General features: G+C 66.7%; 31 protein-coding genes. 17 read left to right on the plus strand and 14 right to left on the minus strand.

Going from position 1 to position 26,443, the window contains the following annotated elements:
- Positions 1-4: 4 nt before the first annotated feature.
- Positions 5-790: an alpha/beta hydrolase gene (locus BST27_RS16850; protein ID WP_069419617.1), complete on the minus strand. Its 786-nt coding sequence runs from the start codon at positions 788-790 to the stop codon at positions 5-7.
- A 50-nt stretch (positions 791-840) separates the two neighbouring features.
- Between BST27_RS16850 and BST27_RS16855 the strand changes: the two genes are divergently transcribed.
- Complete coding sequence (locus tag BST27_RS16855) at positions 841-1,608, plus strand: sulfite exporter TauE/SafE family protein (RefSeq protein WP_170062334.1); 768 nt, start codon at positions 841-843, stop codon at positions 1,606-1,608.
- Here BST27_RS16855 and BST27_RS16860 read toward each other — a convergent pair whose 3' ends face one another.
- Positions 1,609-2,706, minus strand: coding sequence for a glutamate--cysteine ligase (locus BST27_RS16860; protein ID WP_069419615.1), 1,098 nt, complete (start codon positions 2,704-2,706; stop codon positions 1,609-1,611).
- A 75-nt stretch (positions 2,707-2,781) separates the two neighbouring features.
- Positions 2,782-3,219, minus strand: coding sequence for an anti-sigma factor antagonist (locus BST27_RS16865; protein WP_069419614.1), 438 nt, complete (start codon positions 3,217-3,219; stop codon positions 2,782-2,784).
- A 159-nt stretch (positions 3,220-3,378) separates the two neighbouring features.
- On the opposite strand from BST27_RS16865, the gene BST27_RS16870 reads away from it, so the two are divergent.
- The gene (locus BST27_RS16870) at positions 3,379-3,999 is read left to right on the plus strand and encodes a TetR/AcrR family transcriptional regulator (protein WP_069419613.1); all 621 of its coding nucleotides are present in this window, start codon (positions 3,379-3,381) and stop codon (positions 3,997-3,999) included.
- On the opposite strand, the gene BST27_RS16875 is transcribed toward BST27_RS16870, so the two are convergent.
- Positions 4,000-4,656 carry a DedA family protein gene (locus tag BST27_RS16875; protein WP_069419612.1) on the minus strand — a complete coding sequence of 219 codons (657 nt, stop codon included), beginning with the start codon at positions 4,654-4,656 and terminating at the stop codon, positions 4,000-4,002.
- A 106-nt stretch (positions 4,657-4,762) separates the two neighbouring features.
- Between BST27_RS16875 and BST27_RS16880 the strand changes: the two genes are divergently transcribed.
- Entirely contained in the window at positions 4,763-6,400 is a 1,638-nt protein-coding gene (locus BST27_RS16880) for an acyl-CoA synthetase (protein WP_069419611.1), read from the plus strand.
- On the opposite strand, the gene BST27_RS16885 is transcribed toward BST27_RS16880, so the two are convergent.
- Complete coding sequence (locus tag BST27_RS16885) at positions 6,393-8,156, minus strand: PPE family protein (protein WP_069419684.1); 1,764 nt, start codon at positions 8,154-8,156, stop codon at positions 6,393-6,395. The two genes, BST27_RS16880 and BST27_RS16885, sit on opposite strands and share 8 nt — an antisense overlap.
- A gap of 217 nt (positions 8,157-8,373) precedes the next feature.
- Here BST27_RS16885 and BST27_RS32460 point away from each other — a divergent pair, with 217 nt between their 5' ends.
- From BST27_RS32460 to BST27_RS16895, 3 genes are all read left to right on the plus strand, one after another.
- Positions 8,374-8,532: a hypothetical protein gene (locus tag BST27_RS32460; RefSeq protein WP_156789268.1), complete on the plus strand. Its 159-nt coding sequence runs from the start codon at positions 8,374-8,376 to the stop codon at positions 8,530-8,532.
- 23 nt (positions 8,533-8,555) lie between these two features.
- Entirely contained in the window at positions 8,556-9,344 is a 789-nt protein-coding gene (locus BST27_RS16890; protein WP_069419610.1) for an IclR family transcriptional regulator, read from the plus strand.
- Positions 9,345-9,479: 135 nt separating this feature from the next.
- A complete protein-coding gene (locus BST27_RS16895; RefSeq protein ID WP_069419609.1) occupies positions 9,480-11,315 on the plus strand; it encodes a PE family protein in 1,836 nt (611 codons plus the stop codon).
- Here the strand turns inward: BST27_RS16895 and phtC are convergent.
- Genes phtC through BST27_RS16920 form a run of 5 tightly spaced genes read right to left on the minus strand, consistent with a single transcriptional unit; the run spans position 11,312 to position 14,854 of the window.
- A complete protein-coding gene (gene phtC / locus BST27_RS16900; RefSeq protein WP_069419608.1) occupies positions 11,312-12,025 on the minus strand; it encodes a 3,4-dihydroxyphthalate decarboxylase in 714 nt (237 codons plus the stop codon). The two genes, BST27_RS16895 and phtC, sit on opposite strands and share 4 nt — an antisense overlap.
- Entirely contained in the window at positions 12,018-12,812 is a 795-nt protein-coding gene (hcaB, locus tag BST27_RS16905) for a 3-(cis-5,6-dihydroxycyclohexa-1,3-dien-1-yl)propanoate dehydrogenase (protein WP_069419607.1), read from the minus strand. Before hcaB ends, phtC begins: the two co-directional genes overlap by 8 nt.
- On the minus strand, positions 12,796-13,047 hold the full coding sequence (locus BST27_RS16910; RefSeq protein ID WP_069419606.1) for a dihydrodiol dehydrogenase: 252 nt from the start codon (positions 13,045-13,047) through the stop codon (positions 12,796-12,798). Before BST27_RS16910 ends, hcaB begins: the two co-directional genes overlap by 17 nt.
- On the minus strand, positions 13,044-13,580 hold the full coding sequence (locus tag BST27_RS16915) for a 3-phenylpropionate/cinnamic acid dioxygenase subunit beta (RefSeq protein WP_069419605.1): 537 nt from the start codon (positions 13,578-13,580) through the stop codon (positions 13,044-13,046). The genes BST27_RS16910 and BST27_RS16915 overlap by 4 nt, the downstream gene beginning before the upstream one ends.
- The gene (locus tag BST27_RS16920) at positions 13,577-14,854 is read right to left on the minus strand and encodes an aromatic ring-hydroxylating dioxygenase subunit alpha (RefSeq protein ID WP_079219915.1); all 1,278 of its coding nucleotides are present in this window, start codon (positions 14,852-14,854) and stop codon (positions 13,577-13,579) included. The genes BST27_RS16915 and BST27_RS16920 overlap by 4 nt, the downstream gene beginning before the upstream one ends.
- A 171-nt stretch (positions 14,855-15,025) precedes the next feature.
- On the opposite strand from BST27_RS16920, the gene BST27_RS16925 reads away from it, so the two are divergent.
- On the plus strand, positions 15,026-15,937 hold the full coding sequence (locus BST27_RS16925; protein ID WP_232007301.1) for a Rieske (2Fe-2S) protein: 912 nt from the start codon (positions 15,026-15,028) through the stop codon (positions 15,935-15,937).
- Positions 15,934-16,419, plus strand: coding sequence for a hemerythrin domain-containing protein (locus tag BST27_RS16930; protein WP_069419602.1), 486 nt, complete (start codon positions 15,934-15,936; stop codon positions 16,417-16,419). Before BST27_RS16925 ends, BST27_RS16930 begins: the two co-directional genes overlap by 4 nt.
- Before the next feature lie 621 nt (positions 16,420-17,040).
- On the opposite strand, the gene BST27_RS16935 is transcribed toward BST27_RS16930, so the two are convergent.
- A complete protein-coding gene (locus BST27_RS16935; RefSeq protein ID WP_069419601.1) occupies positions 17,041-17,817 on the minus strand; it encodes a class I SAM-dependent methyltransferase in 777 nt (258 codons plus the stop codon).
- Between the two features lie 32 nt (positions 17,818-17,849).
- Here BST27_RS16935 and pcaH point away from each other — a divergent pair, with 32 nt between their 5' ends.
- Genes pcaH through BST27_RS16950 form a run of 3 tightly spaced genes read left to right on the plus strand, consistent with a single transcriptional unit; the run spans position 17,850 to position 20,342 of the window.
- Entirely contained in the window at positions 17,850-18,554 is a 705-nt protein-coding gene (gene pcaH, locus BST27_RS16940) for a protocatechuate 3,4-dioxygenase subunit beta (RefSeq protein ID WP_069419600.1), read from the plus strand.
- Positions 18,547-19,119 (plus strand): protocatechuate 3,4-dioxygenase subunit alpha, encoded by a 573-nt coding sequence (pcaG, locus tag BST27_RS16945; protein WP_069419599.1) that lies wholly within the window; start codon positions 18,547-18,549, stop codon positions 19,117-19,119. Before pcaH ends, pcaG begins: the two co-directional genes overlap by 8 nt.
- The gene (locus BST27_RS16950) at positions 19,116-20,342 is read left to right on the plus strand and encodes a lyase family protein (protein WP_069419598.1); all 1,227 of its coding nucleotides are present in this window, start codon (positions 19,116-19,118) and stop codon (positions 20,340-20,342) included. The genes pcaG and BST27_RS16950 overlap by 4 nt, the downstream gene beginning before the upstream one ends.
- On the opposite strand, the gene BST27_RS16955 is transcribed toward BST27_RS16950, so the two are convergent.
- Complete coding sequence (locus BST27_RS16955) at positions 20,339-21,163, minus strand: class I SAM-dependent methyltransferase (protein WP_069419597.1); 825 nt, start codon at positions 21,161-21,163, stop codon at positions 20,339-20,341. The genes BST27_RS16950 and BST27_RS16955 overlap by 4 nt on opposite strands.
- Positions 21,164-21,221: 58 nt before the next feature.
- Between BST27_RS16955 and BST27_RS16960 the strand changes: the two genes are divergently transcribed.
- From BST27_RS16960 to BST27_RS16975, 4 genes are read left to right on the plus strand one after another with little or no spacing between them, the layout of a single operon-like run.
- Entirely contained in the window at positions 21,222-21,887 is a 666-nt protein-coding gene (locus tag BST27_RS16960; RefSeq protein ID WP_069419683.1) for a helix-turn-helix transcriptional regulator, read from the plus strand.
- Positions 21,884-22,309 (plus strand): hypothetical protein, encoded by a 426-nt coding sequence (locus BST27_RS16965; RefSeq protein WP_069419596.1) that lies wholly within the window; start codon positions 21,884-21,886, stop codon positions 22,307-22,309. Before BST27_RS16960 ends, BST27_RS16965 begins: the two co-directional genes overlap by 4 nt.
- Positions 22,310-22,330: 21 nt before the next feature.
- On the plus strand, positions 22,331-22,678 hold the full coding sequence (locus tag BST27_RS16970) for a cupin domain-containing protein (RefSeq protein WP_069419595.1): 348 nt from the start codon (positions 22,331-22,333) through the stop codon (positions 22,676-22,678).
- Between the two features lie 2 nt (positions 22,679-22,680).
- Positions 22,681-23,646 (plus strand): NAD(P)H-dependent flavin oxidoreductase, encoded by a 966-nt coding sequence (locus BST27_RS16975; protein WP_069419594.1) that lies wholly within the window; start codon positions 22,681-22,683, stop codon positions 23,644-23,646.
- Here the strand turns inward: BST27_RS16975 and BST27_RS16980 are convergent.
- Positions 23,618-24,319 carry a helix-turn-helix transcriptional regulator gene (locus BST27_RS16980; RefSeq protein ID WP_069419593.1) on the minus strand — a complete coding sequence of 234 codons (702 nt, stop codon included), beginning with the start codon at positions 24,317-24,319 and terminating at the stop codon, positions 23,618-23,620. The genes BST27_RS16975 and BST27_RS16980 overlap by 29 nt on opposite strands.
- A gap of 94 nt (positions 24,320-24,413) precedes the next feature.
- Between BST27_RS16980 and BST27_RS16985 the strand changes: the two genes are divergently transcribed.
- Positions 24,414-24,887 (plus strand): DoxX family membrane protein, encoded by a 474-nt coding sequence (locus tag BST27_RS16985; RefSeq protein ID WP_069419592.1) that lies wholly within the window; start codon positions 24,414-24,416, stop codon positions 24,885-24,887.
- A gap of 12 nt (positions 24,888-24,899) precedes the next feature.
- On the opposite strand, the gene BST27_RS16990 is transcribed toward BST27_RS16985, so the two are convergent.
- Positions 24,900-25,403 carry a DUF1990 domain-containing protein gene (locus tag BST27_RS16990; protein ID WP_069419591.1) on the minus strand — a complete coding sequence of 168 codons (504 nt, stop codon included), beginning with the start codon at positions 25,401-25,403 and terminating at the stop codon, positions 24,900-24,902.
- Positions 25,404-25,478: 75 nt separating this feature from the next.
- Between BST27_RS16990 and BST27_RS16995 the strand changes: the two genes are divergently transcribed.
- Positions 25,479-26,339, plus strand: coding sequence for an aldo/keto reductase (locus BST27_RS16995; protein WP_069419590.1), 861 nt, complete (start codon positions 25,479-25,481; stop codon positions 26,337-26,339).
- The last annotated feature ends 104 nt before the right edge of the window (positions 26,340-26,443 follow it).

Here is a 26,443-nt window from a genome sequence, read left to right on the forward strand (position 1 = left end):
CCCGCTAGAGCCCCCGGGCGCCGAGCCAGCTGCAGATCCGCTCGGCAACCGCGGGCCAGCCGGGTTCGAGCATCAGCATGTGCCCCATGCCGGTGAACAGTTCCACGTCGGCGCCGTAGACCCGGGCGGTGGTGCGGACCTCCTTCTGGCTGATCAAGCCGTCCTCGGTGCCGCCGAGCACCAGCAGCGGGGTCCGCACACGCTTAGGGTGCGGTAGGCGAAACGTCTGGTCGAGGAAGACCGCGCGCATGCTGTCGTGTTCGACGCGCGCGGCGCACGCGTCGACGATGGGCTGGGGAGTCTGTGGGCTGAAGAAAAAATCCCGCGCTAGGGGCGGGGTGTTGAAGATGTCACGCGCGCCGCCGGACATGTTGGCCCGCATGACTTGCACGGGATGCCGCAGCCACACCCTCACCGACGAAAACCCGATGCCGCGGGTCGGCGTGGAGGCCAACAGCACCCCGGCGGGCGCATCGCGCTCCATGAGGTACTTCTGCACGATGAAGCCACCGGTGGAATGCCCGATCAGCACGGGGTGCCCGCCCAATTGGTCAGCGGCCCAACGCACATCGTCCAGGTAGTCCGCGATGCCGCAGTTGCGCAGCGGAGTCGGGCAATTACTGGCCCCGTGGCCGCGCACGCTCACCGCAGCGGCGCAGAACCCGCGTTCGGCGAAGAAGTCGAGAAAGTGCTCGTCCCAGCACCACGCTGAGAGACAACCGCCATGCACGAACAGCAACGGAGCAGGATGGGATTTGCTGGCAACACCCTTGGTGATCACTTCGAGCACAACCGTCAATGCTGCCAGCCCAGTAGGGTTTTGGGGTGTCGATTTACCACATGCTGTTGATCGGACTGGCCGGGTTGGGTGCCGGTGCGATCAACGCGCTCGTCGGGTCGGGCACCCTGATCACGTTCCCGACGCTGGTGGCGCTGGGCTACCCGCCGGTCACGGCGACCATGTCCAACGCTGTCGGCCTGGTGGCGGGGGGAGTGTCGGCCACCTGGGGCTATCGCAACGAGCTGCAGGGTCAGCGGGACCGACTGCTCTGGCAGATGCCGGCGTCGTTGCTGGGCGCTGCGCTGGGTGCCTACCTGCTGCTGCATCTGCCCGAGAAGGTGTTCATCTCGATCGTTCCGGTGCTGCTGGTGCTGGCCCTGATCCTGGTGGTGATCGGTCCGCGGATGCAGGCGTGGGCACGCCGCCGGGCCGAGGAGGCGGGCCGCTCCGCCGAACACGTCTCGACGACCCGGATGATCGCCCTGGTGTTGGGAACGTTCGCAGTCGGTGTCTACGGCGGATACTTCACCGCTGCGCAAGGCATCTTGCTGGTCGGGGTGATGGGCGCATTGCTGCCGGAATCGGTGCAGCGCATGAACGCAGCCAAGAACCTGCTGTCGCTGTTGGTCAACATCGTTGCGGCCGTTGGCTATACGCTGGTGGCCTGGGATCGCATCAGTTGGCCGGTGGCTGGCGTGATCGCGGTGGGGTCGCTGATCGGGGGAGTGTTCGGTGCGCGGTACGGACGTCGACTGTCGCCAAACGCGTTGCGCGCCACCATCGTTGTGGTCGGGTTGATCGGTCTGTACCGCCTGCTCGCGGTGTAGTTACAAGTCGACGCCGGACAGGGTGGCCGCCGCGGCTTCCTCAAGGACGTCGCGCACATCTTCGCGCTGCCGCCATGCCCGTAGCTGTCGCATCGCTCCATTGCCTTGGGCGGCAATGCGTTCGAGTTCGTCGACGACGACATCGAACTCACCGAGGGCTTCGAGGGCCGGGCGCACCCGGCGCACCAACGCGGACAGCTGCTCGCGCGCCGGCACGGCTTTGCAGTCATCGAACAGATTCAGCGCGCGACCGGGCAATCCGTCATGAGAGGCCATCCAGTACGCCGCCCGTAGAGCCGCCGGCGCCAGCCGTCCGACGTCGTCGCGCTCCTGCAACGCTGTCATCACCGCAGCCCGAATCAAGGTGGCCAGCAACACCGTTTCCGCGACGGTCGCCGGCACATCGGCCACCCGAACCTCCACGGTCGGGAAGGTGGCCGATGCTCGCACGTCCCAATAGATCATGTCCGGATCCAGGATCACTCCGGTGTCGACCAGCATCCGCACCGTGCGCTCGTAGTCGTCGAGCGACGGGAAAAACGGTGGCGCACCGGCGGCGGGCCAGCGCCGCCACAGTACGCTTCGCCAACTCGCATAACCGGTTTCGGCGTTGCGGTAGATCGCCGAGTTGGCCGACAGCGCCAGCAGCGACGGCAGCCACGGCCGCAACCAATTGCTGACGTGGACCGCCGCCGCCCGGTCGGGGACTTGCACGTGGACGTGGCAGCCACTGATGCCCTGCTCGTGCGCAACCATCCCGTAGAGCGCCCCGATCTGCCGATACCGGGGAGTGTCGGTGACCGGAAACTTTTGCGGCGTGACGGGGGGAAGCCCCAGTGCTAACAGGCGAAGGCCGACGGCTTCCGCTGCCTGCGCCGCGGCCCGGCGCAACGCCAGCAGATCGTCGCGGAGCTCCGCGCTGGTGCTGGCCACGCCGGAGGTGGTTTCGACCTGGCAACTGCTGAGCTCGAGTTGCAGTTCGACGCCCCGACGCTTGGCCTGCGCGGCGACCTCGGCACTACGCGGGTCCGGTTCGCCGGATTGTGGATCGATGAGGAGAAACTCTTCTTCCACACCGACGGTCGGCAGCTCGCTCACCGGGCACCGGCTCTCATACCAGCAAAGTTACGCCGAGAATTGCCGAACTCTGGTCAAGCCGGCCGGCGAAAAGGTCTACGCGCGCGAGCGCGAAGCTGACAGGGCCTCATCCACGGTTTCGAAGATCGGCAGCAGCTCAGTCAAGCCGCATGCGTCGACGATTCGCCTGACGATCGCGTGCCCACTCACCACGCGTAGTTCGATACCACGACGGCGGCAGCGGTCGGCCTCGTCGGCCAACACCGCGAACGCGCAGCAGCCCATGAAGTCGACGTCGTTGACGTCAACCACGAACGGGCCGGGGACGCTGATCCCGGCGGCCGCTTCGCTGACCAGCTGTTGCCAGGTGTGCTCATTGCACGCGTCGATCTCGCCGCCTGCGTGAATGATCACCGCGTCGCCGCTGCGGTCGGTGGTCGCGCGCAGTGTGCTGCGCGGGTCGCCGAGCTCGTAAACCAGCCTCGGGCTCAGCTTCAAGCGGGTGGCGAAGGATTCGGCAATGACCAGGCTCATCGTGCGCTCCTAATCGGCTGGCGTTGGGCAACGCCGCGATGGAATGCCCGTCCTGCAAGTCTGAAGACAGACAGATGTGTTGCGTCGTAGATCTCATTTCTATAACAAGACAGGGCGGTCTGTCTACATAACTGACCTGTGAGTAGGTTAAGTATTGCGATGGCAACCCGTGATCTGGCGACGCCCGCTGTGCCGGCTCGTGAACGTATCCTTTTGGCCGCTTACGACCTGTTCAGCCGGCGTGGTATCCGCGCCGTAGGCACTGACGAGGTGATCGTGCGGGCCGGCGTCGCCAGGGCGACGCTCTACCGTCATTTCGCGACGAAAAACGAACTGGTTTTGGCGGTGTTAGAGCGTCGCGAGCAACTGTGGACGCATGGGCTGATCGAGCGCGAGTCCGAGCGCATGGGCGACACTCCCGAGGCGCAACTGCTGGCGATCTTCGACGTGATGGACCACTGGTTCCACAACCGCGATGGTTACGAAGGCTGCTCGTTCATCAACGTGCTGCTCGAACTCGGACCCGATCACCCGGCCGGACGCGCCAGCATTGCCCATATCGACCGGGTCCGCGAGATCGTCCGACAGCGTGCGATCGCGGCCGGACTGCACGACATCGAGGACTTCGCTCAGTCCTGGCACATCCTGATGAAAGGCGCCATCATCATGGCGGCCGTCGGTGACCTGAATGCCGCTCGGCGTGCGAAAAAGATGGCCCGTTCGCTCATCGAGGTGCATCGGGCGCCGGCGGCAGCCGTGGAGGGCGCCGCGCCAGACTAGTCAGGCGGCCGTGGTGCCCGTTTTTCGGTAGTGCTCTTCCTCCAGTTCGGCGATAGCGCGAGAGGTGCGCTCGCGTAACAAGATCGCCGCAGTGACGCCACAAGCTATGGCGATGACGAGCGCGATCCAGGAGAAGCGCGACAGCCACCGTTCGGCGGCGATGCCGGCGAAGTAGATGACCGCGGTGGTGCCGCCCGCCCAACAGATGCCGCCGGAAACGTTGGCCGCCAAGAAACGCGGGTACGGCATCTTCAGTGCCCCGGCCAGCGGCCCGGCGAAGATCCGCAGCAGTGCGATGAAGCGACCGAAGAACACCGCCCGCACGCCCCACCGGTTGAACGTTCGCTCGGCCAGTGCGACGTGTCCGGGACCGAAGTGCTTCGGGAAGCGCCTGCCCAGCCGGTCGAAAAGCGGCATACCAAACCGGCGTCCGATCGAATAGCCGATCGAGTCGCCGACCACCGCACCGACGACGGCGGCTGCGCCGACCCCGACCGGGTTGACGGCAAGCTCGTGATGCGACGACATCAACGCCGCACTCACCAGGACGATTTCCCCGGGCAGGGGAATGCCCAGGCTCTCGAGCCCGACCACCCCGCCGACCACCAGGTACACCGCCAAGGGCGGGATCGACTGCAGCAGGGCCTCGATATCCATGCGTAAAGAATGCCTGACGTGCAAGGCAGGCGCGCCGAGATCTATCGCCGAGTTTTGCGAGTCGCGTGATTGCTAGCGTCGACGGGACTCGAGGAGGCTGTGTTTCGTGGAGTTCAATCTCGCCCAGGTGTTCTCGGCGGTGGCCGCCGCAAACCCCGACCGGGACTGCATCGTTTTCGGTGATCTCCGTCTGACCTTCGCGCAGATCGACCGGCGCACCAACCGATTTGCCCAGGTGTTGAACGCCTGGGGGCTCGGTGCCCGCAAGGAACGTTCGGAATTGGCGCCGCACGAATCCGGGCAGAGCCACCTCGGCCTGTACATGGCCAACTGCAACGAGTTCATCGAAGCGATGATCGGTGCGTACAAGGCCAGGGTGGCGCCCTTCAACGTCAACTACCGCTACGTTGCCGACGAACTGGTGTACCTGCTCGACAACGCCGCCGCCGACGCCCTCATCTATCACGCCCGGTTCGGCCCCACGCTGGCACAGACATTGCCACGCCTGGGCCGGCAGCCGCGACTGATCCACGTCGACGACGACTCGGGCAACGATCCGCTGCCCGGCGCGACGCGTTACGAGGATCTGTTGGGCTCGGCTTCGGACGAGCCGCCCGCCGTCACACCGTCGCCCGACGACCTGTATGTGCTCTACACCGGCGGCACCACGGGAATGCCCAAAGGGGTGCTGTGGCGTCAGCACGACATCTACGTGAACGCCATGGGCGGACGGGTGTACGGCACGGGCGAGATGGTGACGAGCCTGGCGGAGATCGTCGAGAGGTCACGCGCGGAGGGGCCGGGTTCGATGACGGCCGCGCCGCTGATGCACGGCGCCGCCCAATGGGCCGCGTTCATAAATCTCCTCGCCGGACGGCCTTTCGTGATGGCGCCGACCACGACGCACCTCGATCCGGCCGAAGTGTGGTCGCTGGCCAGCCGTGAACGTGTGGTGACGTTGTCGATCGTCGGCGACGCATTCGGACGACCGCTGCTCGAGGAACTGGAGTCCGGATCCTATGACCTGTCCGGACTTGGCGTCCTGGTCACCGGCGGGGCCGCGCTCAGCGCACCGCTGAAGCAGCGGTTCGTCGAACTGCTGCCTCAGCTGACCATCCTGGACGCGGGTGGGTCGTCGGAGTCCGGATCGCAGATGGGCCAGGTCTCCAGCCGCGCACAAAGTGCGTCTGGCCGGTTCACCCCGAATCCGGGTGCGGTGGTGGTCAACGCGGACTTGACCCGAATCCTGACACCCGGCGACCCCGAGATCGGCTGGCTGGCGCAGCAGGGCCTGATTCCGCTGGGCTATCTGGGCGATCCGGACAAGACCGCGCGTACGTTTCCGGTCATCGACGGGATCAGGCATTCGGTGCCGGGTGACCGGGCGCGCTGGCACGCCGACGGCGGGATCGAGCTGCTCGGTCGGGATTCGGTCACCATCAACTCCGGCGGCGAGAAGATCTTCGCCGAGGAGGTCGAGGCCGCGGTGGCCGAGCACCCCGCGGTCTATGACGTGGTGGTCACGGGGCGGCCGAGCGCCCGGTGGGGAAGCGAGGTCGTTGCAATCGTCCAGTTGGCCCCGGGCGAGCAGCCTGATGCCGCGGGCATCATCGCCGAAGCAGCCCGCCACATCGCGCGCTACAAGCTGCCCAAGGACATCATCTTCGTCGACCGGGTGGTGCGTTCCCCGTCCGGCAAGGCCGACTACCGGTGGGCCAATACTCAAGTGGCACAGACTAATTGAAGAAACCAGCGTGCTCGTCGCCCTTGTTGTAGCCGCCGGAGTCGTACGAGCCCGAATTACCCATACCCGAGCTGGCGTAGCCGCTGTTCCAAATTCCGGAGTTGTATTCGCCGGCATTGTTGAAACCCGACAAGGCGAAACCGGAGTTGTAGAAGCCGACGTTTCCTCGACCGTTCTCGTTATGAATTCCTGAGGTGTAGCCGTAGGCGAATTCGGTTGAATTCTGGAAGCCCGAGCTATCGCTGCCGATGTTGTTGAAGCCGGAAAGATTGGTGCCGACATTGCCAAACCCGGAATTAACGACACCGACAGGAGTCTCCGAGCTGCCGATGCCCGTGTTCAGGCTGCCTGAATCAAACAGGCCGGTGTTGGTGCTCCCCGAACTGAAGAAGCCGGTATTCCAATAACCCGAGTTGAAGGCTCCCGTGTTCGTCCCGTAGTCGGCCGAGTTGAACAGGCCGGTGTTGCCCGAGCCGGCGTTGCCGAAGCCTACGTTGTAATAGAAGGCGTTGCCGCTGCCCGTGTTGCCATAGCCGGCGTTTCCCGAACCGAAGTTGGTGCCCCCCGCGTTCCCGAAACCGGTGTTGTCGTAGCCGCCGTTCCACATGCCGGTGTTGGTGATGCCCGCGTTCGCAAATCCGAAGTTGCCACTCCCAGAGTTGAACAAGCCGACGTTGTTGTCGCCCGCGTTGAACAGGCCGATGTTGTTGTTACCGGAGTTGCCGAAACCAAGGTTCCCGATGCCGGTGTTCAGCGCCCCGATGCCGACCTGGTGGTCGCCGGTGAGCCCGATCCCGATGTTGTAGTCGCCGGTATTGCCAAAACCGACGTTGAACTGCCCGTGGTTGGCGAAGCCGATGTTGTAGGACCCAAGGTTGCCTACACCCCGGTTGAAGGAGCCGAGATTGCCGCTGCCGTAGTTGGCGTCGCCGATGTTCCCACCGCCCCGATTGGCATTGCCGACGTTGCCAGAACCGAAGTTGAAGGCGCCTTGGTTTCCGCTGCCCAAGTTGCTATTGCCGACATTGCCGTTGCCGAGGTTGCTGTTGCCCCAGTTGCCGTTACCCGGATTTCCGTCTCCGCTGTTCCCGCTGCCCAGGTTGGAATTGCCCCAGTTGCCGCTGCCTAGGTTGCCGATGCCCAGGTTCCCGCTGCCCGCATTGGCGTCGCCGGTGTTGCCGCTGCCGAAGTTGTCATTGCCAGTGTTGCCGATGCCCAGGTTCCATACACCGTTGTTGCCGATGCTGGTGTTCCACGACCCTAGCTGCTCGACCGCGGCCGCAGCTGCTGAATGGTAGGCGGCCATCGCCGTTACGTCGGCGGCCCACATCTGTTCGTAAATTCCTTCAGCGGCAGCGATGGCTGGGGCGTTCTGACCGAACAGATTCGACACGACCAGCTGAACGAACGCACTGCGATTCGCGGCGACTTCCAGCGGATGAACCATTGCCGTGCGCGCGGCTTCGAATGCACTCGCCACAGTGTTGGCCCGCGTCGCGGCATCAACGGCCCGAGCCGACGCGGCGCTCAGCCAGCCGGCGTACGGTGTCGCCGCCGCAGCCATCGCCGTCGCCGCCGGACCCTGCCAGGCCTCCGTGGCAAGACCTGAGGTGATCGCTGCGAAAGATTTCGCGGCCGAGGTCAGTTCGTCGGCCAATGCATCCCATGCAACGGCGGCAGTCAACATCGGCGCTGTGCCCGCGCCGGAAATTATGCGCAACGAATTTAACTCCGGCGGCAATATAAAATAGCTCATGATGATGACCGTCCTCTGCTGGTAACCTGCTCGTCCGGCCACCCACCGCGAGACGGTACGCGTAGCTGCGCAATCCGGAAGCGTTTTGCGAATAAATTCGACGTGACGGAGTCGCCGCGTTTGGTGCAGAAATTGCAGGAGAATATTTCGGAGATTTGCCACAATTATTTCGTAAGGAGGATAGTATTCTTGGCCGCGACGCGGTGGCAGCTCTTCGATGTCGTTTGTGCCTGCGGCGCCGGGAAGGGTGACAACCGCGGCACGGTCCGGCGAACCGGATCCGCCGTCGGCGACGGCTGTCGCCGTGGGCGGTGCTGCCTACAACGGTGCGGGTGGTCGGGGCGGGGCAGACGGCAAGTCAGGAGTCATCGTCTGAGTTCGCGCGGTAGCGTCGCTGTCATGCGGAAAAAGTCGGTGCCGGCCGCCGATTCGTCTGCGCCGCAGTACCCCATCGAGTCGGTCGACAACGCGCTCAAGCTGCTCCTGCTGTTCGGCGAACGGCCGCAGGTCCGGTTGAGCGAGGCGACCCGCTATCTGGGGGTGGCGTCCTCCACGGCGCACCGACTGCTGGCGATGCTTACCTACCGAGGCTTCGTCCGGCAGGATCCAGCGTCGAAGGCGTATCTGCCCGGGCCGGCGCTCATGAGTGTGGCGTTCGCGATCTTCGGCCGCATCGACCTACAGCGAACGGCCACCCCGATAATGCGCAGCCTCAGCGAACGCCTGCGGGAAACGGTTCACCTCGGGATGCTGGACGGCACCAGCGTCCGGTTTGTTGCCGCCGTCGAGGGCCCGACCGCGGTCCGGGTGGCCTCGCGGCTGGGCCGCACGATGCCGGCGCACTGCACTTCGACGGGCAAGGCGCTGCTGGCCCAGCTCTCCGAACCCGAACTGCGACAACTACTTCCGCAGGAGAAGTTGGAGCGCATCACTCCGAACTCGATCGGCAGCCGCACCGAACTCGAAGCCGAGCTGCTGCGCGTTCGTGAGCGCGGCTACGCCGTGAACCGCGAGGAGAGCGAGGAGGGCGTCGCCTCGGTGGCAGTGCCGATACCGACCAGGGCGCCCGGCCTGCGTCTTGCCCTCAATGCGGCGGCACCGCAGAACCGGTTGGACAGCTCGCGGTATGGCGAGATGGCGGGTGCACTTAGCAAGGCGGCTAAGGAGATTGGCGATCAGCTGGGTTGACTAATTTGCTTCCGTGTCAATCGGTAATTCCGCATTCCACCCGATGGTGACGGGCATAGAGTGCGCTGATTGAAGGATGGTCGGCCCTCCGGCCCAGGTACGCGTCGCATCGTCCCAGATTGATGGGAGCGCGCCGTGTCCTACGTCATTGCCATGCCCGATTTGATGTCCGCGGCGGTCGCGGATTTGGCCGGTATCGGAACTGCGCTCGGAACGGCCAACGCGACCGCGGCGGCCGCCACGGCGGGCGTCTTGCCTGCGGCTGCGGACGAGGTGTCGGCGGCGATCGCCGCGGCGTTCGGTAGCCATGCCCTGACCTATCAGGAAGTCAGTGCCCAGGCGGCGGCGTTTCATGAGCGGTTCGTGCAACTCCTCGGTGGCGGCGCCGGCGCTTACGCGGCGGCCGAAACAAGCGGCGTCGAGCAGCTTCTGCTGAGCGCGGTCAATGCGCCGGCTCAAGCGTTCCTCGGGCGTCCGCTGATCGGGGACGGTGCAAACGGCGCCACGGGCAGCGGCGCAAACGGTGGTGCCGGCGGGTTGCTGTGGGGCAATGGGGGTGCCGGCGGTTCCGGCGCGGCCGGCCAGGCGGGCGGCATCGGCGGCGACGCGGGACTGTTCGGCACCGGCGGAGCCGGGGGCGCCGGTGGCGTGGGCGCACGCGGCGGCAGCGGCGGGTCCGGAGGCTGGCTCGGCGGCAACGGCGGCAACGGGGGGCTGGGCGGTGCCGCCGCCGCGGGCATCAACGGCGGCCTGCCCGGGCGAGGGGGCGATGGCGGCAACGCCGTGTTGTTCGGCGCGGGCGGCGCCGGCGGCCAAGGCGGCACCGGTCTGCCCGGCGCCAACGGCGTGAACCCGGTCATTACGGGTCAGGCTGCCACCGGCAGCAGCGGCAACGCCATCTTCGACGGGACCACGCGCAATTCCTTCGGCTTCACCGGCGGCGACGGGGCCGACGGCGGTTCCGCCGTCACCGGCGGCACCGGCGGTACCGGCGGAGAGGCGCTCGCGGGAGCGGGCGCCTCTGCGGTCGGCGGTAATGGCGGCGTCGGCGGCGCAGGCGGCAATGGGGGTGCCGGCGGCGCCGGCGGAAATGCGACGGCAGGCGGCGCGTCCGGGAGCTTCGCTTCGGCGAGCGCGGGGGACGGCGGCAACGGGACCAACGCTTCGGCCCCAGGTGGCGTGGGCGGCGCGGGCGGTACCGGCGGGTCAGCCACTGGATTCGGGTCCAGTTCGTTCGCCTTCTCGGGGAACGGCGGCGACGGCGGCGGCGGCGGCACGGGCGCGTCGGGAGGAACGGGTGGCACGGGGGGCGCCGGTGGCAACGGCGGTCATGGCGGAATGCTGGCCGGCACCGGCGGGGCGGGCGGGACCGGCGGCACCGGCGGCATCGGCGGCCTCGGAGCCGATGGCGGCAGCGGCGGTGCGGGCGGCAACGTGGCTTTTGCCGGCACGGCAGTCACTGGCTCCACGGCCCAAGGTGGTGTGGGCGGCGACGGTGGCGCAGGTGCCACCGGTGGCACGGGCGGCACCGGCGGGGCCGGCGGCGCGGGTGGTAACGGCGGCGCCGGAGGGCTGTTTGGCAACGGCGGTGCCGGCGGCAACGCGGGCGTCGGCGGCCACGGCGGCACTGGAGGCAGCGGAGGCCTTGGCGGCATCGGTGGCAATGGTGGTAACGCAAATTCCATCTCCGGCAGCAGCTTTGGCGGTGACGCTGGCAATGGCGGCACTGGAGGCGACGGAGGCGACGGAGGCAACGGTGGCGGCAGTGGCACCGGCGGTATGGGCGGCGGCGGTGGGCTGTTCGGTCAGGCCGGCATCGCCGGCACTGCCGGAGCCGGCGGTAGCGGCGGCGACGGAGGCAGCGGGGTCAGCGGCGGCGCCGCGGGCACGCCCGGCACTGCGCAAACGGGCGGAGGCAGTGGGACTGCCGGCGGGAAGGGTAACGACGGATCAGCCGGTGCTCCCGGTTAATCCCCCAGCCGGGCGACCTCGTGCCGCCAGGCCGCATCGACATTGAAGCCAGATCCCAAGTCGGGCAGGTCATCCCAGTCGGCCTCGTCGATATCGCGTAGGACGCCGCCGGCGGCGTTGACGCGCAACGACATTCGCGCCAGCTCGTTCAGGCTGATCGCCTGCAGCACGGTCTGCTCGACGGTGCTTGCGGCGCTGGTGATTCCGTGACCGCGCAGGATCACCACCGGTCTACCGCGCATCGCCGCCACCATGTCCTTGGCCAGCCGCGAGTTGCGGATCAGCACCGCACGCTCGTAGACGGGGACACCACCGCGGGCCAGCCAGGCGCCGGGAATGTCGTAGGCACCGTAGATCGGCCGGATGTCGATGCCGGCCAGGCTCGCCGCGACGGTGGCCGGCGGGTGCAAGTGCGCGACCGCCCGGTGCCCCGGGTCGGCCAGCAGGGTTTCGGTGTGGATGGGAAGTTCGTTCGGCACGCGATAGCCGTCGAGTTCGCCCGGTGCGCCCTCGTTACCGTCGAAGGTGATCAGCCGGATGTCGCTGGGGCGGGTGAATGCCAGCCCGTTGTCGGAGTCACTGCGGCAGCGAATGAGCAGGTGCTCGTCGTCGACGCGCAGGCTCACGTGTCCGAGGATGCCGTCGACCAGCGCTCGGGCTGCTGCGACCCGGCAGGCTTGGGCGACCAGTGCGCGCTGCTGATCAAACATTTCGACCAAGCCCGAATCCGCCGTCGGGACGCACGGTTTCGCCGGTGATGCCGCGAGACCGATCCGAGGCCAAGAAAACAAAGCTCCAGGCGTGGTCTGCGCCGCTGAGTGCCACGTTGAGCGGTGTGCGCGCGGCCAAGTCGGTTGCCCGGTTGGGAGAATCGTCGAGCCGGATGTCGTCCAGGCCCAGGCTGGCCAGGCCGCGCAAGTCAGTGTTCAGGGTGCCGCCCGGCGCCACCCCGTTGACCCGGATGCCTGGCGCCAACTCGTGCGCCAACGCCGCGACCAGCCCGCGTACGGCGAACTTCGACGACACGTACAGCACGCCGCCGCGTCCTGGGTAGAACGAGGATGCGGATTCGGTGAGCACGATCGAGGACCCGGTTGCGGCTTGCAACGCCGGGATGGCCGCCTTCACCGAATGCAGATGGCTGAGCACATTGGTGCGGAACGTTTCCTCGAACGCCGCATCGAGGTTGTCAGCGTCGATGTCCGCGATGCCCTTATAGAAGTCGAAGATGCCGACGCAGTTGACCAGCGTGTCGAGACCGCCGAACGCCTCCACGGTGGCCGCGACCGCGCGATCGTTGACCGCACGGCTGGTCGCGTCGCCTTCGATCACCGGAACCGCGGGCAGTTGCCGGCGCAGCGTGTCACACTTGCCGCTGTCACGTTCCAGGACAGCGACTTTGGCGCCTTCGGCCGTGAATGCGTCGACAACCGCGCGGCCGATGCCGGATCCGGCGCCCACCACGAGCGCGCGTTTGCCGTCAAGCCAGCCGGTCATCGCCGCCGTCTTGCTCGTCGGGCAGTAGCGGGGCGAACGAGTTGCCGACCATGGCTGCCAGCGTACGAGGGTTCTGCCACGTCAGCGCCTCGACCTCGAGCGCGTCCAGGCTGATCCACCGGCCGGTCCGGGGTGCGCTGATCAGCAGTCGCGACCCGTTGCGGGTGTCGACGCGCTGAACCACGACTTCGGTGAATTCGTTTGCGACGGTGATGGGCTCGCCAACAGGGTTCATAGAAACACCGCCAGGTTCTGCATCCGCAACACCGATTCGTCGGCGATGATGTTGCGCCGGGCCAGCTTCCACGTTTGCGCGTCGTCATCCCAGCGCAGCACGTCCTCGCGTCCGCAGGACAACAGTGCGCTTTCGTTGACGTCGCCACGGCTGCGAAACAGCAACTCGGCCGACTGGACAATCAGGTGTCGGTCGTCGTCGCCGGGGAAGGTCCGGACATTGGTGATGAAATGGCGTAGTCGCGACGGCGGGTCCTCGGTCCATGCGTGTTCGGTGCGAAAGCGCGCGACCCGCTGGGTCAGCGAGTATTTGTCCTCGTCGAAGTGGGCCATCCCGGGGGACATGTCGAAGCCGGACCCGCGTGCGGTGGTGACGCGGACCGGCATCACGTAGCGGATGTCGTCGGTCAATGTGTCCAGCCACGTCCCGTAGTCCTGGGTGTCCAGCAGGTAGGCCTCGTCCACCAGGAACTGATGCGCCTGCAGATGGCGGATGTCGTTGAACGGCAGCGGCTTTCTCGGTCCATTTCTCATGCCAGGTAGTCCGCCCACAGCTTGAGCAACTCGCGCTGGTTGTATTCGTTGTAGCCGACCTGAGCGCGTCCGGGTCCGTGGAACGATTCGGGCGGTAGGGCCTCGATCACCGGACGGTCGTCGTCCAGCAAGCCCATCCGGCTGTTCAGCAGCAGTCGACGTGCCATCGAACCGCCGGCGGTGGTGGTCAGCGAGACCCAGTTCTCCACGTCGTCCTGCTCGAACATGCCGGACGAACCGAAGCACATGAGATAGGCCTTGTACGAGTTCTCCTTGAAGTCCTCGGGTGCGGCCGCGTCCACCGCGAACCACGAGCACACCTCGGTCTCGTTCTCGCTGATCGGCTGCCACTGCCGGATCGAGATGAACGGCAGCACCTGGTCACTGCCGGGCAATTTCGGCCAGTTGTGTACGAAGCTGAGGTTGGGAAAGCAGGTGGCCGCCGAGATCATGAAGCCATCCTCGCTGACCACCTGCTGTTGCCGGGGCGACCAGGACTCTTTGATCCGCCCGATCATCTCGTCGGGATAGCCGACGTAGCGCATGCGCTCGTCGAAGTTTCCGGGCGGGAGCTTGTAGGTGGTGCCGCCCCCGCTGTGCGCCCAGTAGGTGGCGCCGTCCTTGCGCTTTTGGGCTTTCGGCTCGCGGAACAGGCCGATCTCGACGATCGACGCGTGGGTGTGCGGCGTGTGGTACATGTCGCCGGAAAAGTTCTCGGCCCCGATCTTCCAGTTGGCCTTGATCCGCCAGCGCTGCGGTCCCCGCACCTCCAGTCCTTGCGCGCTCTGTTTGGTGTAGTAGTCCAGATAGAACCTGAAGTCACCGAGGAAATCGGCCAGCGGCTGCGCATCCGGGTCCAGGTTGATGAAGATCAGACCGTTGTAGCTCGCCAAATTCGGTGCGGGGAGCAGGCTTTGGTTCTTGGCGAAGCCTTCGTCGCCGCCGTAGGCCTCGCGGTGAAACGGCAAGCCGGTGAGCCGTCCGTCGTTGCGGTAGGTCCAGCCGTGGTAGGGGCAGCGGAAGTTGGAGGCGTTGCCCATCTCAGCCCGACAGACCTGCATGCCGCGGTGCAGACACATATTGAACAGGGCGCGGACTTCGCCGTCCGAATCGCGCGCGATGATGAACGAGTCATCGAGTACGCGGCGCACCACGTAGTCGCCGTCCTGCGGGATCTCGGATTCGTGGGCGACGAACATCCACGCCTTGCTGAATAAGCGCTCCTTTTCCAGCGCGAACACATCTTTGTCGTTGTAGATGTGGGCGGGGATCATCCCGCGGCGGACGTCGGCAAAAACGTCGGTTTGAAGTGTCACTGGCTTCCCGCCGTCGGCTTTTCTGTCATGCAGAAATATATTCTAGTTAACAGAGCGCATTGGCAGAACCCTCCCCGCGAACTCACAGATCGTTCACATCGACGGGTGCTGCGGCGTGCATACGTTGGACTGGTGTCGATCGGATCACGAGTGCTCGCGGTTATCGGGCGCCAGGAGTGGCTGGATCGTCCCAGTTACCGCCTCGAGCACGTACTCACGCTCGTCTTCAATGGCCTGGGTTCGGCCCGCGACCGGGTGATGAACGCGCTGAACGGCGTCTGGCTGGGCCATCCGGTTCATCCGCCGTTGACGTCGTTCGCCAGCGGAGCGCTCGGTACGGCGGTGGCGCTGGATGGCATCAGCATGGTGTCCGGCCGTGCCGGCCGTTCAGGCGAAGCCGCCGACGCCGCGCACTTTGCGTCGCGGGCCCTGGAGCTGGGGATCCTGGCCAGCGTCGGATCCGCCGTCACCGGCGTCGCGGATTGGCAGCACACCCACCAGCAGGAGCGCCGCATCGGGCTGGTGCACGGCGTGGTGAACTCGGCCGCGACGGTCCTGTACGTGCTGTCGTGGTGGGATCGTCGGCGCGGCCGGCGCTTGCGCGGGATGGCGCTCAGTGCGATCGGTTACGGCGTCACGGTGGGTGGCGGTTACCTCGGTGGCGCCTTGGTGTTCGAGTCGGGAATCGGCATCGACCAGTCCGGTGAGCGGTTGCAGACCAACCGGTGGACGCCGGTGCTGCCGGCGAGCGTGCTGAACGGAAAGCCGGTCCGGGTCGAGGTTGACGGCGTCGGGCTGGTGGTGTGTCGGACCGGTCCGGGCGAGGTGTCGGCATTCGGTGAGTTCTGTCCGCATCTGGCCGCGCCGATGGCCGACGGCTGGGTCGACCGCGGTCGGATTGTATGTCCCTGGCACGGTTCGCGTTTCGCGCTGGAGTCAGGAGAGGTGTTGCGGGGACCCGCGGCGAGTGCGTTGCCGTGCTATCAAGCCCGGGTCGTCGATGGAATGGTCGAGGTAACTGGATCTGGAGCAACGAAGTGAACGCATACGACGTTTTGAGAGAACACCATGTAGTGCTCAAGGCGCTGGGCCGCAAGGTCAGCGAGGCGCCGGTGAATAGCGAAGAGCGCCATGCCCTGTTCGACGAGATGCTGATCGAGCTCGACATCCACTTTCGCATCGAGGACGACATCTACTACCCGGCCCTGGCGGCGGCCAGCCGACTGATTGCGATTGCCCACGCCGAGCACCGCCAAGTGGTCGACCAGCTGGGTGTGCTGTTGCGTACCCCGCAGAGTTCGCCGGGGTACCAGGAGGAATGGAACACCTTCAAGACCGTCTTGGAGGCGCACGCCGACGAAGAGGAGCGTGACATGATTCCGGCGCCGCCTCCGGTCGAGCTCAGCGACGAAGAGTTGGAGGAATTAGGCGCCAAGATGGCCGCGCGCATCGAGCAGTTGCGTGGCTCGAGCCTCTACCGACTGCGTACGCGGGGCAAAGCGGCATTGCTGAAGGCGATATAGGGGACGGATGCTGGTCCGGCGCGCTTACGCAGGTCACACCGCCGCCATCGTCGCACTAGTCGCATTCGCCACATTAGCCTCTCCGCCCGGCGGCATGCTTTGTGCCCGCCTTTGAGCGACAATTTCCCGACGGGGACAAGGGATTCCGCTTGGTGTGCAACACTGGCCACCTTCGTCGCACTGTCACATTCGCCATAGCAGGCGCATTCGCCACATCAGCCTCTCCGCTGGGCGGCATGCTTTGTGCCCGCCTTTGAGCGACAGTTTTCCAACGGGGAAACGGATCTGCGTCCCTGCCGAGTTGCGGCTACAAGCCGGGCAGCACGCCTGCCGCCGGCGGGAGAGGCTAGTGGGGCTGGTGTGACTACGGCACCGGCCTTCGGCGATTCTGCCCAGTTGTCGCTACAAGCCGGGCAGCACGCCTGCCCCCGGCGGGAGAGGCTAGTGGGGCTGGTGTGACTACGGCACCGGCCTTCGGCGATTCTGCCCGTTGTCGCTACAAGCCGGGCAGCACGCCTGCCGCCGGCGGGAGAGGCTAGTGGGGCTGGTGTGACTACGGCCGGCGCGACGGCGTGCGCGACGGGCCGGCGGTACGGGGCGGCGCCCCAGCCCGCCGGTGCCCTACGGCCTGCGGCCAATCCCCGCCACCATGGTCGGAGTAAACAACCGAACGTCCTCACCAAAGCGGCGTGCGGCCGCGTCGGCTTCCTCGGTGGAAAGCAACCCGGCGTCCACTACGACATCGCGCAGACTCTCGAAGGACAATCTGAAGAAATCGAAACCCGGTGCGCTGGAATCGATCACTCGGGCCCGTCCTTCGCCGCGGACATCGACCAATCCCGCGTCCGCCATGTCGGCGACGACGCGCCGACCGTAATTCGGGTCGAAGCCGGCCCGCTGCATGAAGCTTAGGAAGGTCGTGGTCACCCGCTCAAGGTCAGACGACGACTCACCCTCGAAGCCGAACGCGGTCCAGTCATAGTCTTCGTGCACCATCCACCCGCCTGGGCGCAGCGTCGCCACCAGCCGGTCGAGGATCTGCCGTCGGTCCGGTAGATGTTCGAGCACCAGCCGGGAGTGGACCAGGTCGAACTCGTCCTGCGGCAACTCGTCGCTGCGGATGTCGAGGCGCCTAACCTCAACCCGGTCGCTGGCCAGCGATTCGATGAACCGGGTGTCGATATCGACCGCGACCACCGTGGCCCCTCGATTGGCCATCCATTGCACGAGGGATCCGCCGCCGGCTCCGACTTCCAAACAGCGCCAGCTCTTTGCGTCACGGCCGAGGCCGAGTTCTTCCAGCACCGCCTGAGTGCCGGGATCCCAAAGGCTCTCGATGCTGGCCAACCGGGTGCGTTCTTCGGCAAAGCCCTGGTCATATACGTAGTCGTTGGTCACGAGGTCAAACCTATGCGAGTAGCCTCACGCTCGTGCCGTACGGTGACCAGCGTTCACGCGAGATCCAGCGTCTCGACTACCCGCCGTATCGCAGCAGCGTGCTCCGCCATCCCAAACACCCCCTGCTCGCCGTGAATCCCGAAGACATCGAACGCTGCGCGCCGGTTTTCGGCGACGGGGACGTCCACCCCGACGACGCCGACCTGACGACGGGCCACCTAGGCGAGCCGATCGGGGAGCGCATCATCGTGGCGGGGCGGGTGCTCGACGGACAAGGCAACCCGGTTGCCGGGCAACTCGTCGAGATCTGGCAAGCCAACTCCGCCGGCCGCTACCGACACGAAAACGACCAACACCCCGCGCCGCTGGATCCGAACTTCACCGGCGCAGGACGCTGCCTGACCGGACCCGACGGGTCATACCGCTTTCTGACCATCAAGCCTGGCCCTTATCCGTGGCGCAATCACCACAACGCCTGGCGGCCCGCGCACATCCACTTCTCGGTCTTCGGCACCGCGTTCACCCAACGCCTGGTCACCCAGATGTACTTTCCGGGTGATCCATTGTTGGACCTGGACCCCATCGTGGGATCGATCGCCGATCCCGCCGCGCGGCAACGCTTGATCGCGCGCTACGTCCACGAGCTCACCGAGCCCGAGTTCGCCACGGGTTACGGTTGGGACATCGTGTTGTCCGGAAGCAGCCGCACCTGGACCGAGGACGGTGAGAGTGCCTGAATCACGTTGCACACCAGGCCAAACCGTCGGGCCGTTCTTCAGCATCGGGTTGCCGTTTCCCGGCGACAACCAATTGGTGAAGGCCGCGCACCCCGGCGCCGTTCGGTTGCACGGGACGGTCTATGACGGCGCCAACGAGCCGATCCCGGATGCCCTGGTCGAACTGTGGCAGGCAGACGCCGACGGCCGCGCCCCGCGGGCGCCAGGCTCGTTGCTGCGCGCCGACCGCGACACGCGTGACGACCTGGCGTTCACCGGATTCGGTCGGTGCGCAACCGACGTCGACGGCCACTACCACTTCACGACGGTGGCCCCCGGCGCCCCGCGCTTCTTCGCCCTCACCGTCTTTGCCCGCGGGCTGCTGCACCGCCTGTTCACCCGCGCCTACCTGCCCGACGGGGACCTGACCGTTGATCCAGCCCTGTCGAGTCTCGACGCGGAGCGCCGGGCCACCCTGCTGTGCATTGCCGAAAACACCTCGGGCCGAACGAGTTACCGGTTTGACATCCACCTGCAAGGGCCACGGGAGACAGTCTTCCTGGTGTACCCGGGTGAGCTCGGATGACCAACCTGCTCTGGCCAGGGGAGGAGCGGGCCGGCGAGCACATGACCGACCAGGCGTTGCTGCGGTCGATGGTGGCAGTCGAATCCGCTTGGCTGAGCGCGCTCGCGGTCGCCGGCCTGGCACCGATCGATTGTGCCGGCGCGGATCTCTGGCACCTGATCCGCGGCAACGACCGCGAGTTGCTCGCCGTCACCGCGGAAGACGGCGGCAACCCGGTCATCGGCTTGGTCGGCCTGCTGCGTGAGCGTGCGGTCCCGGCCGTCGCTCCGTGGATCCACCGGGGACTCACCAGCCAGGATGTCGTTGACACCAGTCTGATGCTGCAGTTGCGTGGCGTGGTCGACCGTCTCAAAGAACTACTAGAAGAACAGATTTCGACACTGTCGGCACTGGCGACCAAACATCGGCGGACACTCATGGTCGCCCGAACCCTGACCCAGCCCGCGGCACCCACCACCTTCGGCGCCAAGGTCGCCGGTTGGCTCGACGGTCTGGTCGACTCCTACCAACGGCTTAACCAGCTGGTGATACCGTCCCAACTCGGCGGAGCCGTGGGAACATGTTCGGCGACAGTGGAATTGGCGACCCTGCTCACCCCTTCGTCCGATCCCGTTCATGTTGCCGAACGCGTATCCCACGCCACCACAACGACTTTGGGTCTCGACTTCCAAAACCCGTGGCACACCACGCGAATCCCGATCACCGCGGCCGCCGACGCCTTGGTCACCTGCACCGACAGCTGGGGCCGCATCGCATCGGACGTGGTCGCCCTGGTTCGACGGGAGATCGGCGAACTGAACGAGCCGGCCGGCGAGCAGCGCGGCGGATCCTCGTCCATGCCCCACAAGCGAAACCCGGTGTTATCCATTCTCATTCGACGCGCCGCGATCGCTGCGCCCGCACTGGCGGCGACCCTGCACACCGCCGCGGCGCTCAGCAACGACGAACGCCCCGACGGGGCATGGCACGCCGAATGGGACACCCTGCGCACGTTGGCCCGGCGGACGTTGATCGCCGGTTCACAGTGCGCCGAGCTGCTGGCCGGGCTGATCGTGCATTCCGAGCGGATGGCGGCCAACCTCAACGCGGTCGACGTGCTCGGTGAACAACGCGCGATCGCGGACCTGGTGGGCGCCGACCCGTCACCAACCTATCTCGGCGCCGTCGAAAGCCTCATCGATGCGAGCCTGGAACGAGCCCGTCAGATCAACCAGATCAGTTAAGCCGGCTTGTGGGCGATGATGGCGACGGCCGTCAATCGGTCGCGGTGTTTGCGGAACGTCTGACGCATGGCCAGGACCCGCTTGCGGGCACCGGGTTGCGTCAGCACATTCTTCGCGAACCGCAGCGCACCGAAGAGACCCTCGTCGGCGATGATGCGACGCGGTTGCAGCAGCGCCATCGGGGCGGTGGTGACGGTGTCGACGACCAGTCCGTGGCTGGCCAGCAACTGCGACCATTCGGCAATGGTCAGCGGCCGCGCGTTGACCTTGATGGCACGGGCCAGCGACTGCCGCACGTCGGTGCTGACCTCCTCGGGCACGTCGTCGGGGGTTAGCGCGAGTTCGTGGATGGCATAGCGCCCACGCGGCCGCAGTACCCGGGCCGCCTCGGCGACGATCGCGTGCTTGTTCGTATCGCCCTGCATGGTCAGCATCGCCTCGCCGATGACGACGTCGGCACTGGCCTCGGGCAACCCGGTGTCGGCCGCGTCCGTCGCCCGAACCTCGCCTTGCACGTTTGCGTATCCGGAGACGACGCTGCGAACCAGGTTGGCCGCGTCGGGGTCGGCCTCGGCGCCGACGTAGGAGCGGGGACGGCGGGCGAGGATCTCCGTGGCGGTCCGGCCCAGGCCCGGCGCCAGTTCGACCACGTCGGCGTCGGCCACGTCCGCCCGCGCCAGCAGGGTGCGGGTGAGCTCAACGCCGCCGGGGCGCAGCACTCGTTTACCCAAGCGCGCCAACAGCCAGTGCCCTTGCACGTGCTCGTCGTCGCGGGTTGCCAGCGGCAACGGCTGTTTCGGTTCGTCGCGCTTTCCGGTCATGAAAGTTCCGCACCTCGACTTCGAGTTTATACAAGATTTTTTGTGTAAAATCTTGCAGATGGCGCAGGAGCAGGTGAAGCCCGTCGGGCAAGGCAATCGTCGCAACGGGATCTTGCGGGTACTGCGTGCGTCCGGCGCCCCGCTGAGCATAGTGGCCATAGCTAATGAACTCGGCGTCCACCCCAACACCGTGCGGTTTCATCTCGACAGCCTCGTCGCCGATGGGCTGGTGGAACACGTCGAGCCCACTCAGCGCGGGCCGGGACGCCCAGCGCTGATGTTTCAAGCCGTCCGTCAGATGGACCGCGGCGGCACGCGGCACTACCGACTGCTTGCCGAGATCCTCGCCAACGGACTTGCCGTCCAACCGGATCCAGGTGCCGCAGCCCAGGCGGTGGGCCGGGTGTGGGGCGAAGGACTGGAATCGCCCGGCCCCAGCGCTACCGCGGAGGAAACCATCGACCACCTCGTCGGCATGCTCGACGACCTCGGGTTCGCCCCCGAGCGGCGCTCATCCGACGGCGCGCAACAGGTCGGCCTGCGCCACTGCCCGTTCCTGGAACTCGCCGAAGGCCGGCCGGGCGTGGTGTGTCCGGTTCACCTCGGCCTCATGCGGGGCGCCCTGGAAACCTGGGCGGCCCCGGTGACCGTGGAGCGGCTTGAAGCGTTCGCCGAACCCGACCTCTGCCTGGTCCACCTTGCGCCGGCGGAGGCGGCGTCATGAGGACCGGCGAGGCGATCGAGATCGCCATCACATTCGTCTGGCTGGGCATGGTGCTCGCGATCTCGTTTCTTGAGGCGCCCCTGAAATTCCGGGCGCCCAACGTGACGCTGCAAATCGGCCTCGGGATCGGCCGCCTGGTGTTCCGCGCACTCAATACCGTCGAGGTCGCATTCGCCCTGGTCATCCTCGCCATAGTGGTGGCCGGGCCGACGCCCAAGAGCATCATCGCCGCGTTTGCCGTCGCATTCGCCATGCTGGCCGCGCAGTTGGTCGCGGTGCGACCGCGGCTGACGAAGCGCTCCGACCAGGTGCTCGCGGGGCACGAAGGGCCCCGCTCGCGCGCCCACTACGTCTACGTCGCTTTGGAGGCGGTCAAGGTCGTGGCGCTGGTCGTTGCGGGGATACTGCTCCTGAATGGTTAATCGCGGCTGATAGGACTCTCGATGGAATCAATCTCGTTGACCGGTCTCGCGTCTGAAAAGCTGGCCGAGGCGCGCAACTCCAACAGCGGCCGCGCCGCTCACACCGTCCACGGTGGCCACGCCCACGAACTGCGGCAGACGCTGCTGGCCCTGTTGGGCGGGCACGGCCTGGGGGAGCACGAGAGTCCCGGCGAGGCGACCCTGCAAGTGTTGCAGGGGCACGTGCGCCTCACCGCCGGCGACGACTCCTGGGACGGCAAGGCCGGCGACTACGTCGCGATTCCGCCGGTGCGGCACTCGCTGGACGCGCTGGAAGACTCGGTGGTCATCCTGACCGTGCTTAAATCCCAACCCGGCGCATCGCACTAGGGGTGCTTGCCACCGCCTGGTCGCGGGCCTTCGGTCTGCGGGCCCCCATCGTCAACGCGCCCATGGGCGGGGTGGCCGGCGGCCGGTTGGCGACTGCGGTCAGCGCGGCCGGTGGTCTCGGCATGATCGGCATGGGCAGCACCGCGACCAGAGCGTCGCTCGGCGAGCAACTGCGTTTCGTCAACAGCAAGGCCGGCAGGTTCGGCATCGGTCTGGTCGACTGGGTCATGCGCAACGAGGCCGGCCTGCTCGATGACGCGTTGGCCGCAGGGCCCGCCCTGCTGTCGGTCAGTTTCGGTACCGACTGGTCCTGGGTCGACAAGGCGCATGACGCCGGAATCCCCACCGTCACACAGGTTTACGACGCCACAGGGGCTCGCCGGGCGGCCGACGCCGGCGTCGACATCCTGGTGGCCCGCGGCGCCGAAGGCGGCGGCCACGGCGAGGTGAGGCTCGCGACGCTGCCGCTGCTCGACGCGGTCCTGGACGCTGTCTCGCTGCCGGTGCTGGCCGCCGGCGGCATCGCCTCGCCGCGCAGCCTGGCCGCCGTGCTGGCCGCCGGAGCCAGCGGGGCATGGATCGGCACCCGGCTGGCGGCGTGCCCAGAGGCGCTGACGGGTGACGTCGCACGTCGGGCTCTCATAGACGCGGCCGCGACCGACACCAGGGTCACCCGTGTCTTCGACGTAGGGCAGGGCCTGCCGTGGCCCGCGCGATTCCCGTCCCGGGTTTTGGCCAACGACTTCGTCGCGCGCTGGACCGGCCAGGAAGACGCGCTGGCCGCGGACGAGAAGGTGCATCGAGAGTTGGCCGCCTCGATCGCGGCCGAGGACCCGCGGATCGCCCCGGTCGACGCCGGTCAGGGAGTGGGGATGATTCGGGAGGAAGCGTCGGTGGCGGAGGTCATCGAGCAGCTGTGCGCGGGCGCGCACAGCCTGCTCACCCGGTGGAGCGCGCCGGACACCTGAGCACCACGCAACACCGGTTCGCCCCCGGCTCCAGCCGGGCGTCGAGCTCGGGCGCCAGACTATCGGCGACGCCGGTGATCAGGGCGTGGTTCATGTTGCAGGCCAGCTCGGTCTGCTCCTGGGCCAAAGCGTGGAACGGGCAGTTTGCCAGCTCGATGTCCCCGGTGCGCTCGTCTTGGGGTCGCGGCTCATAGCCGTAGCGGCGCAACAGGCTCAGCGTCGCATCCAGGGATCCGACGGGCCCCTTGGGCCCGCCCGCGCTGGCCCCGATCGTCTCGCCGTATTCGTGAGCGAGGCGGTTGAGCAGTTCGACCACGGCCTCCCCGGTGGTTGCCGAGCGCGCGATGGCCGCGGCCATCAACCGCCCGGCCAACTCGTACTCCCGCTGCGGGAGGCTGATGGAGATGTCGCGGTCCGCCCGGCGATACAGCTTGGCCGTGCGTCCGGCACCCGGGCCGGACCGACCCGTCAAGCGCGCGTAGTCGCATTCCAGCAGGCCCTCCGCGGTGAGTCGGTCCAGATGGAATTTCGCCTGGTGGTGGGGCACGTCGAGGGCATCCGCGGCTTGCTCCCGGCTTACCGGTTCCGGCTGTGAACACACGAATCGGTAGAGCTGGTGACGCAGTGGATCGGCGAGGGCGGCGATGCCGGTCGCGTCGCGCTGCAGGTCCATGGTGAACCCCGTTTCTAACGGACGAAACTATTGACGTTACAGCTTACCCGTTCTAACGTACGAATTATCATCCGTTAGAAAAAGGAGTGAGGTAATGAGCACCAAACACGCGCCCCGCGCGCCCCACCAAGGCGCGGGAGCGGCCCTCGCGGACCACCTGAAGGACCCTGCGTACTCCGCATTCCTGTTGCTACGCACCGTGTTCACCGTCGCGCCGATCCTGTTCGGGCTGGACAAGTTCTTTAACCTGTTGCCCCACCCGCACCACTGGAACATGTATCTGGCGACGTGGATCGACAACCTGCTACCGGGGTCGGCCGATCAGGCCATGTACCTGGTTGGGGTGATTGAGATCGTCGCCGGGGTGCTGGTGGCAATAGCACCACGGATCGGCGCTTGGGTGGTCGCGGCATGGTTGGCCGGAATCATCATCAACCTGCTCACCGGACCGGGCTTTTACGACGTCGCGCTGCGTGACTTCGGGTTGCTGGTCGGCGCGGTCGCGCTGGCTCGGTTGGCCCAGGGTGTGCACGACGGCGCCATCGGCCGCACCGGCTCGAGTGCCTGAGCGGACGAACCGTCACACCCCGTGCAGGTAGCGCTTGGCGATGATCGGCTGGGCCAGCCGAACAGCCGGCCGGCCGATCTTGCTCCACCATGTCCCGGGCCGGGAGAACGCCGACACCTCCGCGTACACCGCAGACGTAGTCGGGTCGTAGCGCACGGCGAAGCGTTCCTCACCCGACTCGGGATGGCCGGGCAGCGTGCCGTAGGCGAAGCCACGCGCGTCGGGTTCGTCGACGACGTACACCACGCGGCACGGCGCGCGGAGCACGCCAAGCATCCGGACCACAACGATCGTCGAGATCTCGGCGGCATCGGAGCTGGCCTGTACCCGCAGGCCGGCTCCGCGCTGCATACCCCAGTGCATGACGGCGTCGGCCGCCTCCTCGAAGCGCTTTCGGCCGGTGCCAATTTGGGTCGACACGCTCAGGTGGTCGTAACCGGGGGGTAGCTGTGCCGCCGCCGTCGCACCCACCTCGGTGTAGGTGAGGGGCTGCTCGGCAAGCGCGTTCAGGTCCACCCGTTCAGCTTGCCACGGCGCGTGGCGCGGTCGCGGTAGCAGCGGCGTACGGTCGTAGTCGTGGGTTCATCAACCGTGGCAGCGGCATCGGGCACGTTCACTCTTGGCGATCTGACCGTCAACCGGCTGGGCTTCGGCGCCATGCGCCTCACCGGCAAAGGCGTCTGGGGACCGCCCGCCGACCGCGGGGAAGCCGTCCGGGTCCTGCGCCGCGCCGTCGAGCTGGGCGTGAACTTCATCGACACCGCGGACTCCTACGGCCCCTACATCTCGGAAGAGATCATTCACGAGGCGTTGCACCCCTATACCGACATCGTGATCGCGACCAAGGCGGGGCTGCTGCGCACGGGCCCTGATGTGTGGATCCCGCTGGGTAACCCCAGCTACCTGCGCCAAGAGTGCGAGATGAGCTTGCGACGGCTCGGGGTCGAGACCATCGACTTGTTCCAGTTGCACCGCATCGACCGCAACTTCCCGCTGGCCGATCAGGTCGGCGAGTTGGTCGCGCTGCAGAAAGAGGGCAAGATCCGGCACATCGGGCTCTCCGAGATCGATGTCGATCAACTCAAAGCGGCCCAGCAGATCACGCCGATCGCGTCGGTGCAGAACATGTACAACCTGACCGCCCGTGCCGCCGAGCCGTTGTTGGACGTCGCGACCGACGAGGGGATCGGGTTCATTCCGTGGTTCCCGCTGGCCGCCGGACCGCTGGCTGCCCCCGGCGGCCCGCTGCACAAGATCGCCGAGTCGCACGGTGCTACGCCGTCGCAACTGGCCCTGGCGTGGCTGCTGAAACGGTCGCCGGCGATGCTCCCGATCCCCGGTACGTCAAGCGTGGCGCACCTCGAGGAGAACGTCGCCGCCGCCGAAATCACGTTGAGCGACGAGGAATTCGAGGCCCTCTCGGCCGCCGGCGCCGCACAGTCCCGGTCCTGATACAGGCACCGTCCGGTCCTGAAATTTTTCGGCGCGGCAGCGAACGCGGCCAGGGCGCGTCCGGCCAACCCGGCTTGACCTTCGCGTAGGCAATACCGTGTCCT

Origin of the sequence: Mycobacterium intermedium, from assembly GCF_002086275.1 — a bacterium.
GTDB lineage: Bacteria > Actinomycetota > Actinomycetes > Mycobacteriales > Mycobacteriaceae > Mycobacterium > Mycobacterium intermedium.

Excerpts from the sequence above, each read along its gene's own strand:
- BST27_RS16870 (WP_069419613.1), top strand. The coding sequence starts at position 3,379 with ATGGCAACCCGTGATCTGGCGACGCCCGCTGTGCCGGCTCGTGAACGT.
- BST27_RS16910 (WP_069419606.1), bottom strand. The coding sequence starts at position 13,047 with ATGAACCCTGTTGGCGAGCCCATCACCGTCGCAAACGAATTCACCGAA.
- BST27_RS16970 (WP_069419595.1), top strand. The coding sequence starts at position 22,331 with ATGGAATCAATCTCGTTGACCGGTCTCGCGTCTGAAAAGCTGGCCGAG.
- BST27_RS16875 (WP_069419612.1), bottom strand. The coding sequence starts at position 4,656 with ATGGATATCGAGGCCCTGCTGCAGTCGATCCCGCCCTTGGCGGTGTAC.
- BST27_RS32460 (WP_156789268.1), top strand. The coding sequence starts at position 8,374 with ATGTCGTTTGTGCCTGCGGCGCCGGGAAGGGTGACAACCGCGGCACGG.
- BST27_RS16920 (WP_079219915.1), bottom strand. The coding sequence starts at position 14,854 with ATGATCCCCGCCCACATCTACAACGACAAAGATGTGTTCGCGCTGGAA.
- BST27_RS16855 (WP_170062334.1), top strand. The coding sequence starts at position 841 with ATGCTGTTGATCGGACTGGCCGGGTTGGGTGCCGGTGCGATCAACGCG.
- BST27_RS16885 (WP_069419684.1), bottom strand. The coding sequence starts at position 8,156 with ATGAGCTATTTTATATTGCCGCCGGAGTTAAATTCGTTGCGCATAATT.
- BST27_RS16890 (WP_069419610.1), top strand. The coding sequence starts at position 8,556 with ATGCGGAAAAAGTCGGTGCCGGCCGCCGATTCGTCTGCGCCGCAGTAC.
- BST27_RS16960 (WP_069419683.1), top strand. The coding sequence starts at position 21,222 with ATGGCGCAGGAGCAGGTGAAGCCCGTCGGGCAAGGCAATCGTCGCAAC.
- BST27_RS16950 (WP_069419598.1), top strand. The coding sequence starts at position 19,116 with ATGACCAACCTGCTCTGGCCAGGGGAGGAGCGGGCCGGCGAGCACATG.
- BST27_RS16865 (WP_069419614.1), bottom strand. The coding sequence starts at position 3,219 with ATGAGCCTGGTCATTGCCGAATCCTTCGCCACCCGCTTGAAGCTGAGC.
- BST27_RS16980 (WP_069419593.1), bottom strand. The coding sequence starts at position 24,319 with ATGGACCTGCAGCGCGACGCGACCGGCATCGCCGCCCTCGCCGATCCA.
- phtC (WP_069419608.1), bottom strand. The coding sequence starts at position 12,025 with ATGTTTGATCAGCAGCGCGCACTGGTCGCCCAAGCCTGCCGGGTCGCA.
- hcaB (WP_069419607.1), bottom strand. The coding sequence starts at position 12,812 with ATGACCGGCTGGCTTGACGGCAAACGCGCGCTCGTGGTGGGCGCCGGA.
- BST27_RS16955 (WP_069419597.1), bottom strand. The coding sequence starts at position 21,163 with ATGACCGGAAAGCGCGACGAACCGAAACAGCCGTTGCCGCTGGCAACC.
- BST27_RS16985 (WP_069419592.1), top strand. The coding sequence starts at position 24,414 with ATGAGCACCAAACACGCGCCCCGCGCGCCCCACCAAGGCGCGGGAGCG.
- BST27_RS16965 (WP_069419596.1), top strand. The coding sequence starts at position 21,884 with ATGAGGACCGGCGAGGCGATCGAGATCGCCATCACATTCGTCTGGCTG.
- BST27_RS16915 (WP_069419605.1), bottom strand. The coding sequence starts at position 13,580 with ATGAGAAATGGACCGAGAAAGCCGCTGCCGTTCAACGACATCCGCCAT.